Source organism: bacterium CG_4_10_14_0_2_um_filter_33_32 (genome assembly GCA_002792735.1).
Classification (GTDB): Bacteria; Patescibacteriota; CPR2_A; order CG2-30-33-46; family CG2-30-33-46; genus CG2-30-33-46.
In genome coordinates this window covers 1-9,080 of record PFOW01000067.1, presented here as the reverse complement: position 1 = coordinate 9,080, position 9,080 = coordinate 1, and the positions used below count along the sequence as shown (strand labels likewise).

General features: G+C 33.9%; 8 protein-coding genes and 1 tRNA gene. All 9 read right to left on the bottom strand.

Annotation, left to right across the window (positions count from 1 at the left end; all coding sequences use genetic code 11):
* Positions 1 to 72: 72 nt before the first annotated feature.
* Positions 73 to 165 (bottom strand) — tRNA-Ser (locus COX95_04380).
* A gap of 128 nt (positions 166 to 293) precedes the next feature.
* Entirely contained in the window at positions 294 to 1,346 is a 1,053-nt protein-coding gene (locus COX95_04375) for a hypothetical protein (protein PIZ85362.1), read from the bottom strand.
* Between the two features lie 312 nt (positions 1,347 to 1,658).
* Positions 1,659 to 2,660, bottom strand: a complete 1,002-nt coding sequence (locus tag COX95_04370; GenBank protein ID PIZ85361.1) for an endolytic transglycosylase MltG — start codon at positions 2,658 to 2,660, stop codon at positions 1,659 to 1,661.
* Positions 2,644 to 3,048, bottom strand: a complete 405-nt coding sequence (locus COX95_04365; GenBank protein ID PIZ85360.1) for a Holliday junction resolvase RuvX — start codon at positions 3,046 to 3,048, stop codon at positions 2,644 to 2,646. The genes COX95_04370 and COX95_04365 overlap by 17 nt, the downstream gene beginning before the upstream one ends.
* Positions 3,045 to 4,664 (bottom strand): hypothetical protein, encoded by a 1,620-nt coding sequence (locus tag COX95_04360; protein ID PIZ85359.1) that lies wholly within the window; start codon positions 4,662 to 4,664, stop codon positions 3,045 to 3,047. The genes COX95_04365 and COX95_04360 overlap by 4 nt, the downstream gene beginning before the upstream one ends.
* A gap of 19 nt (positions 4,665 to 4,683) precedes the next feature.
* Entirely contained in the window at positions 4,684 to 5,940 is a 1,257-nt protein-coding gene (locus COX95_04355; protein ID PIZ85358.1) for a hypothetical protein, read from the bottom strand.
* Between the two features lie 59 nt (positions 5,941 to 5,999).
* Positions 6,000 to 6,665, bottom strand: a complete 666-nt coding sequence (locus tag COX95_04350; GenBank protein ID PIZ85357.1) for a hypothetical protein — start codon at positions 6,663 to 6,665, stop codon at positions 6,000 to 6,002.
* Positions 6,666 to 6,678: 13 nt separating this feature from the next.
* Positions 6,679 to 8,496 (bottom strand): alanine--tRNA ligase, encoded by a 1,818-nt coding sequence (locus COX95_04345; protein ID PIZ85356.1) that lies wholly within the window; start codon positions 8,494 to 8,496, stop codon positions 6,679 to 6,681.
* A 135-nt stretch (positions 8,497 to 8,631) separates the two neighbouring features.
* Positions 8,632 to 9,000 (bottom strand): hypothetical protein, encoded by a 369-nt coding sequence (locus COX95_04340; GenBank protein ID PIZ85355.1) that lies wholly within the window; start codon positions 8,998 to 9,000, stop codon positions 8,632 to 8,634.
* Positions 9,001 to 9,080: the final 80 nt, after the last annotated feature.

Genomic DNA, 9,080 nt, shown 5'->3' with positions numbered 1-9,080 from the left:
ATTGCGGAAAAATACCATGCCGAGGCGCTTTGCGCCGAGGCAACATCTTTCAATTTCGCTGAATGTAAAACTTGGCGGAGAGAGCGGGATTCGAACCCGCGAAGCGGTTTTTAGACCACTGACGGTTTAGCAAACCGTTCCCTTAAGCCACTCGGGCACCTCTCCATTTGGATATTAAAAAATAGTATCATAAGATCTATTTTTTATTGAAACAAATCACTACTTATATTGTATAGAGAAAAAGTCACTTTTTCAAATAATATTTCAGTTATAGGCTATTCTTATTAAAGACTCTAAAAAGGGTTTCGGCCACCATGAACCTCAAAATGAAGATGAATACCAGTTCTTCCAAATACTCTCCCAGTTCTGCCCATCTGCCCAATAACTTGACCTTGCTGTACCGGACCAGAATAAACATAAATTTTATTTAAATGTGAATACTGAGTTTCAGCCCCATTTGAATGCCTGATTTTAACAGTTAAACCATAGTCCCCATTCCACCCTGCAAAAGTTACAGTTCCGGCGGCAGCTGCCCACACAGACGGCATACTGACATCGGCAATATCTATTCCATTATTGCAATGAAACCCCTGAGTTTTTATGCCTCTGGTTGGCCTAATAAGCCACCCTGATGAATTACGTAAATTTTCTTTTGAAGTAAATCTAGGTGATTTATCTTTTTTACTGTTACTTTGAGTTCCCTTAGTATTCTTTTGTGGTTGGTTATTATCGTTTTTTGCTCCAGGCTTTACTCCACCAGGAACTATTAAAATTTGTCCTTCTGATACATCTTCATTTAATAAACCGTTTTCCTCAATAATTTGAGGAACGCCCGCATTATATAAAACCGCAATCTTCTTTAAATCTTCGCCTTTACCCACTTTATGCAACGTACCAGATATTGGAAGAATCTTTAAAACTTGATTTGGCTTAATTGCATCTTCATTGTCTAGATTATTAGACCATTTAATTGTATTAGTAGTAACACTAAATTTTTTAGCTATAGACCAAAGCGTATCCCCTTCTTCAACTGTATAATCGATAACCTTCTGGCACTCTTGTTCTGGAGTTGCAACATTAATTGATTTATCAATTGAACCATCTTCCGAAAGAGCTAAAGAAGAAGTTAGAGACTTAACATTACCTTCTAATACATCCTCCTTAACATCGATGGGAGAATTAGTAATCTCGGCAATAGCGGCAATAGTTTTAGGATTAACCTTCTTATTAACTATTTTACTACTAGTCTTATCTGACTGAGGAATAATGCTGGCATAATTAACACTATCACCGTAGACGGTTGAGATAGAGACAAAAAATGAAAGGCCTATAACCGTAGCATGCATAATATAATTAGTTGGCCTTGATAAAATTTCCCTAACAAAACCCTTAGAATTTGTATAAGACTCGTCTAATATCTTTTTGATATTTCTTATTCTAGAAAATAAATTTTGTTTTTGTTTGCCTAAAGTGTAATCATTTTTATTAGGCTTTTGAAAAAAATCTTCTTGGATGTTTATTTTTTGTTTTTGGGACTCTGTTGTGCTAGAAAATCTTTCCTTTAAAATAAAACACTCCTTATTTTAATTTGAAACATAGTGACCATTCTAGCAAAGGAAGCTTGTTTGTCAAGTATTACCATAATTGGCTTTAAGAAGCTATTTCAAGTACTTATACTTATTTTGCAAATGCTCTTCATAAGTTTGGGAAAAAATTGTCTCCTTGGTGTCTTGACGGTTCAGATAGTACAAAAAGGATGTTTCCTTAGGATAAATTGACGCATTAATTGAAGATATGCTTGGACTGCATATCGGGCCAGGAGGTAAACCTTTATTTAAATAGGTATTATATTCAGACTGCGAACGCGTATCAGCAAAAGAAGGCTGCGGATTATCTTTGCCGGTAATATAATTAATAGTAGAATCAACCTCTAGCGGCTTCCCTAAAAAGATTCTTTTCAGCAATAAACCAGCAACTGTTTTTCTATCTTCTTCTTTAGACACCTCTTTTTCTACTACAGATGCTAAGGTTATTACATCAAAAATAGACATATTTTTCTTTTTGATATCTTCCCTCGTCTGGCTAGTTAGTTTTTTATCAAAATTATCGAGCATCTTTTTAATGATTTCACTAGCATCAGCTTTATATGAAATATAATATGTGTCCGGAAAAAGGAATCCTTCCAGAGATTTTGCTCCATTTAAAAAATCATAGTTCCATTTTTTTACATTAACCGCTATTAAAAAATCTTCTCTTTGTACAATTGACCTTTTGTCTAAATAATCCGCCACCTCTTCCAATGTCCACCCCTCAACAATTGTAACCTTTTTTAAAGCATTTTTACCTGAAGAAATAATATCCAATACTTGAACCGGGGTTAAATTTTTACTTAAAAGAAAAGTTCCAGCCTTAAGACTCTTGTCCATATTTTTAAACTTTAAATAGCCTACTGTAATCCACTTATTCTTTACAAAGCCTTCTTTTTCTAGATTATCAACTATTTCCATAACCCCCTGCCCATCTTTAACCTCAAACACAAATTCATTATTATTATTCGATATTGGCGAAAAAAGCTGTGATTTTGCGTAAAAATAAATGGAAACCGTTGATACTGCAATAAATATTATAAAAATAATAATTACTTTACTTAATGTTTTCATCAATATATCCTTGTAAAATTAATTGTGCTGATTTTTTATCAATTAAATCTTTATTTTTCCTGGGATCCAGTCCTTCTTTAATCAACATGCTTTTAACAATATTAGTTGTATTAGTTTCATCCTCGTAAATAATGGGTAATTTAATTTTCTTCTCTAGCTTAGAAACAAAAAAAGATACTTTTTTAGCCTGAGGACCTAAACTCCCATCCATATTCCTTGGCCTTCCCACTATAATCTTTTCTATATTTTCTTCCTCGATAATTTTTTCAAGCGTACTCAAGTTAAAACTATCCATTGTTTGCAATGGTTTGGCTAACATCTGCAATTCATCGGAAATTGCTAATCCTGTCTTTTTTTCTCCCCAATCAATACCCAATAATTTACTCATTTGCTGTTTGATACATTAACTTTTATTTCAATTCTCGAACGATTTAAAGGAATTTTTTTAACCCAGAATGGCCAAAGGTCAACCTTTACGTCCATAATTTCTTTATTTTGTTTGAAGTATTCTATTGCTTCTTCTTTTGTCTTGCCGGGTATCTCATACTTTGCCTTAGATAATTCAAGTTTTTTTGTTGCAAAAGCCACAGCTGAAACAGAAAGACTTAATCCTTTTTCTTTTGTCTCATCTATCACTTTATATTCAATATTTTCTAACTTACCTTCAATTAGCTCTTTATCATCTGATAAAGTCTCCTTTATCTTAGCAGCGATCATTTCTTCAGACTTCTTCTCATTAAAACCAACCGTCCATAAACCTTTCTTAATTTTTAGCGAAAATTCCTCTGCTTCCTGACCTTCTTTTGCTGAAAAATTCTCCTCTACATCTCCATCCTTAAAAGCAGCTTCCAATATCTTAGTATCTTTTGCTTGTTTCTTTAGATTTTCCTTTAGCCTACTTGCTAATTCTTCATTTAAACTATTTTTTGCATCTTCAATATCCTTACTAGAAACTACTTTTACTTCTTTTATATATCCTCCGGACATAGAATTAATACTCTTACCATATATCTTATCCTGCTTGTTAGAAGGAAGGCCGGGGATGCTAAAAGTAGCGGATCCTATATTATAGTTATCTCCCGGCTGATCAGCCTCAACATTAACATTTGCTGTCCCTGCTACTATCTGGCCTTGTTCTACCTTTGTTCCAGGGACATTAACAGCGATAGTTGTTTTAAAAAGCTTCCCATCCGAAGAAATAAATCTTGTCCCAGAAACAAGGGGCTGTGCTGTTGAATCCCATTCATTATAAACAATTATTACCCCCTTGGCTTTTTCACCAACATTTTTTTTACCGGTTGCCTGAAAATTTTTAGAAGATTCCTCTGTCGCTTCGACAAGACTGCCTGAAAACGAATTGTTATCTTTTGTATCTAATAATGCCTCTAAGCTAACATTTTCTCTAATTTCCTCCGCTCTTGGTGATACATATATTGTTGCTTTAGGCAAAATAAACATGAGGGCTAAAATTCCTATAACTGCACTTAAAAAACCGAAACTGATTAATACTCGTTTAAGGGTTTTGGATATTTTCTTTTTTTCTTTTACGGGCTTTCCTTCATCGGATTTAGCTATATCTTTTTTTGGAGAAATTTCTTTAGGTGTATCTTCTTCTTTTATTTCTTTAAAAATGATTTTAGGTCCATCATCTTGCTCGTTTTTCTTTTCATCGGATATTTTCTTGTTTGGTATAAAATCTATTTTAGGCCCATCTTTAACAAAACTATCATCATGCTCATCAATTTCTTTATCATCTAAAGAATGCACTACCTCAAAACCTACTTGAGACGCTAAATGCCGACCCATACTATCTGTTGTTACTATCTTTATATCTTTATTAAAATTTTTTTCATGCTTCTTGAGCATTTTTAAATTAACAATACTTCCTAAAATAATAGAACCCTTTGGAATTACAATAAAAACTTTAGAAGACTTTGTCTTTTTTATCTTAGAAATAACACTTGTTATTTCTTCGTCAGCATCAATGTAAATAACTTTTTCCATTTTAAAAATTAATTAAAATTTAATTTCCTACAACTTTTAACACTCTTCTTAGTATACCAGAAATAACTTCTTCTTCGCCGGCTAGATCTATTGCAATATTAGCCAACCCCATTGGCGTTATATCCTGCTGATCAACCAAAAGACCTGTTTTATCTAATATACTGCTAACATCCTGTGGTTTTATAAATCTTACTTTTGGCGCCCTAGAAAACGGCAGTTCTTTATACCACAAGCTTTCCTGTAATAACCTTCCAATATCAGGCAAACCACTACCTCCTCCACATAATAAAATTCTAGAAGGTAAGATATCAACATTCGAAAATTCTGAAAGCGAAAGCTCAACTCCTGAAAGCCAAACCTCACAATCTTCAGCCATTGCATCTTTAACCGCTTTCATGGATTTTTTGTTAAGCAGGCCGTTTGAATAACCAATTTTTATCCCTTCGGCTTTTTCAAAGGAAACATTTAAGGACTGAGAAAGCCTTTTAGTAAAAGCCCTGCCCCCTAATGCAAACATTTTTGTACCTTCTACACCACCATTTCTAACAACGGCTATATCGGTAGTTCCTCCGCCAATATCTATAAAAACAGCGCTAAACTCACTATTGTCATCACCTCCGACACAACGAGCCACCGCATAAGGCTCGGCTGCTATACTTAAAACGTCTAATTCTAATTCATTAGCAATAGTTTGCAAAGCACCGAGATGAACTAGGGGTGCAAATGCGTTAAATATTCCTATAGTTACGTCTTTACCCTGAAAGCCCAAGGGATTGGTTACTCTATAACCATCAATCTTAACATCAACGATTGCAGCATTTACTAGCTTAACGTCAACTTCTGATCTACCCGTTTCCCAGACCAATTGCTGTCTTACCTGATCAAAGGTCTTCCATTGAACCTTGTGTACTATATTTTTTAATTCTACTAAGTCAATCTTAACCTGTGGTCTTAAGCGCTCATAGTGCACATAGGTTGTCTGCCCCTTTACCATTTCTCCAGCAATACCTAATACTGCTTGATCAGCCCTAACCCCTGCCATTTCCTCTGCTCTAGCCAAAGCTTTAGCGCAATTATTTATAACGCCAGCGATATCCGTAACAGCGCCTGAATGCATATCACCTAAACCCTGCCTTTGTCTTCCCACTCCTACAACATGACCTTTCCCATCCTCTATTTTAAAAACTAAGGCTTTCACAAATTCTGTGCCTATATCTAAGGCAGTGGCATAAGAATCTTTCTTTTTTTTAGAAATAAGAGAATTGATTATTCCCATTTGTGGAATACTTTTAATAGTATCCTTATCTTACCAAAAAACAAAGCTAAACTAAAGATTTACTTTTTTTCTTTAATAGCAAGACCAATTACAATAATAGATATACCAATTATCATTGTAAATTCAAAAAAGTATAAAATAATGCCTTGATGAAAAGCATTTTTAAAAGCATTTAGTGTTAAAAAAACAAAACCTAAACCAATAATAAAGAATTTTTTATTGAACGGCTTGCTTTTAAAGGCTTGTAAAATAAAAATATAAGTTAAGGCTAAAATGGCAGAAAAAGCGTAAATAATATGAAAAATACTAACAATCTTATTTGTACCCCAGCTAATAATTGAATAATGGAGATCTAAAGAAGGGTTATTAGGCAGAATAACATTAAGATAAATTACAAAAAAACCAAAAAATATAAATATCCATAATATTTTCTTAGAATAACGCTTAAAACTACTTAAATCGATTGCGGTATCAAGCATATATGCAAACGATAGATAAAGAAAAATATGGCTTATCGGATAACTCAAAGAAAGAATAGTTTTATTATCAAAAAAGAAAAGAATAGCAAGAGATCTAATGAAAAAATATAAAAAACCAAAAAGGAAAAATACATAAAAATGTTTAGCAATATCATTAGGATATTTTTTCTTAACAATATAAATTCTAATAGTAAATATTGCTGATACGATAGCTGAAATAATGTATGCAAAAAGGGTAATATTCATTTTATACTATAATTTATTCTAAAATTGCTTTTATGCGTCTAACCCCTGCTGAAGAAGCTTCCTCTTTAATGATTTTAAACTTTCCTAGTCCCGAGGTATTTTTAACATGGGGTCCGCCACAAATTTCTTTAGAAAATGCATCTGATGATTTTAAATCGCCACCGATCGAATATACTTTCACTTTTTCGCCGTATTTGGCATCAAATATTCCAATTGCGCCATTACCTTTCGCATCATCAACTGTAGTTATAGTTTCGTAAATTTTAAGATTAGATTTAATCTTATCATTAACCATTTCCTCAACGGCTTTAAGTTGAATATGGGTCATTTTATCTGGGTGAGAAAAATCAAACCTTAAACGTTCTGCAGTAATATTTGAACCTCGCTGATAAACATGCGGGCCTAAAATTTTTCTTAGAGCTTCATGAAGTAAATGCGTTGCCGTGTGATATTTAACCGCCATTTCAGACTGATCACCAAGACCACCTTTAAATTTCTGCTCAGCCCCTTTGCGGGAAAGTTCTTGGTGCTTTCTATATTCCTGCTCAAAACCTTTTCGATCTACCTTAAGATCTTTCTCTTTAGCTAATTCCTCCGTCATTTCGATTGGAAAACCGTATGTTTGGAATAAATCAAAAGCATCTTTGCCAGAAATAGTATTGGCTTCTTTTGATACTTGGCCACCAAAAGGAGCCGCACCAAAACCACCAATAATTCTGCGTTGAATTTTTTTTAGTCCCTCTTCAAGAGTCTTATTAAACTTTTCTTCTTCTTTCTTTAATTCTTCGTAAATAAACTTCTCGTTATCTTTAAGTTCAGGGTAAACAGACCCCATTTTTCTAATGATTACCTTGGAAACCTCTGAGGTAAAAATATCATCAATTCCAAGCAACTTACCGTGACGAATCGCTCTTCTTATAAGTCTTCTTACCACATAGCCCCTATCAATATTAGACGGTAAAATCTTTTCTGCTAAAGCAAAAGTGGCCGATCTTAAATGATCAGCTACTATCCTAACGGAATTTTCTGAATCAGAACTTTTAGTATTAGCGAGCTCCTGAATTTTTGCAACTGCAGATTCAAAAAGATCGGTTTCAAAAACCGTTTTTTTATTCTGAGTAAACATAACCAATCTTTCTAAACCTAAACCAACATCAACATTCTTTTGTTCAAGTTTTTCGAACTTCCCTTCCGCATTTTTAAAATATTCCATAAAAACATTATTACCAATTTCCACAAACTTATCACAGTTACAAGCTGGGCCACAATTAGGACCACAATCATTAATACCTGTGTCTATAAACATTTCTGTACATGGTCCACAAGGACCAGTGTCGGATACGGGACCCCACCAATTTTCTTTCTTGTCGTACTCGTAAATTCGTTCTTCGGGTATGCCTATTTCATCTTTCCAAGTATTAAAAGACTCTCTATCGGATGGCGCATCTTTACCTCCCTTAAAAACCGTAACTGAAATATCATTTTTGCTAAAACCTAAAACCTTGGTATAAAAATCAAAAGTAAAATGTATGGATTCCTTCTTAAAATAGTCACCTAACGACCAATAACCAAGCATTTCAAAAAAAGTTAAGTGCTGAATGTCGCCAACTTCATCTATATCGTCAGTACGTATGCACTTTTGAATATCTACTAGTCTTTTTCCTAAAGGATGTTTTTCTCCCATTAAATATGGGACAAGCGGATGCATACCTGCAGTTGTAAATAAAACCGACGGATCATCTTGAGGAACCAAAGGATAGGAAGGAATATACTTATGTCCTCTCTCGGTCATAAAATCTATAAATTTTTCTCTTAATTCCTGAGCTTTCATACTAATAAAATAATATCATAATATTTGAATAAATCTTAATTATTATTTCAATTAAAATAAAAGAGGGCACTGATGTTTCCTTTATAATAAAAATCATGTGCCCTTTTTCAAGATCTCCCCAACCTTGTTCCATCTTTATCCTCCTCGTTTAAGAATATCTTCGATCTGTGCCACCAGACGTATTAGATTATCTGGATCACCAGAACGATAGAAGGATATGATACCCATGGCATTAATATATTCTTCCTTAACACCGCGCGCTTTTGTCTGATTTTCTTTTTCTTCCAATAGGATGAATGCTTTATCTAGATTGCCTCCTGGCTTTAAGCGTTCTTCCTGAAAATGTAAGTTAGCCAAAAAACACTCTAGCAAAGCAACTTCTACCTCGTTACTAATTTTACCTACCCTTATCAATTCATTAAGTAGATTCTCGGTTTCTTCGATAATCTGCTTAGAGGGTAAATCAGTAGGAGGTTTTCTTCTTGTATTGTACGCGTCACGCACATTTGAGACTCCGGAACAGTTTTTATTAAATAATCAATGGGTGAAATATTACCCAAAGATTGGTGTATTCTCTTTGTATT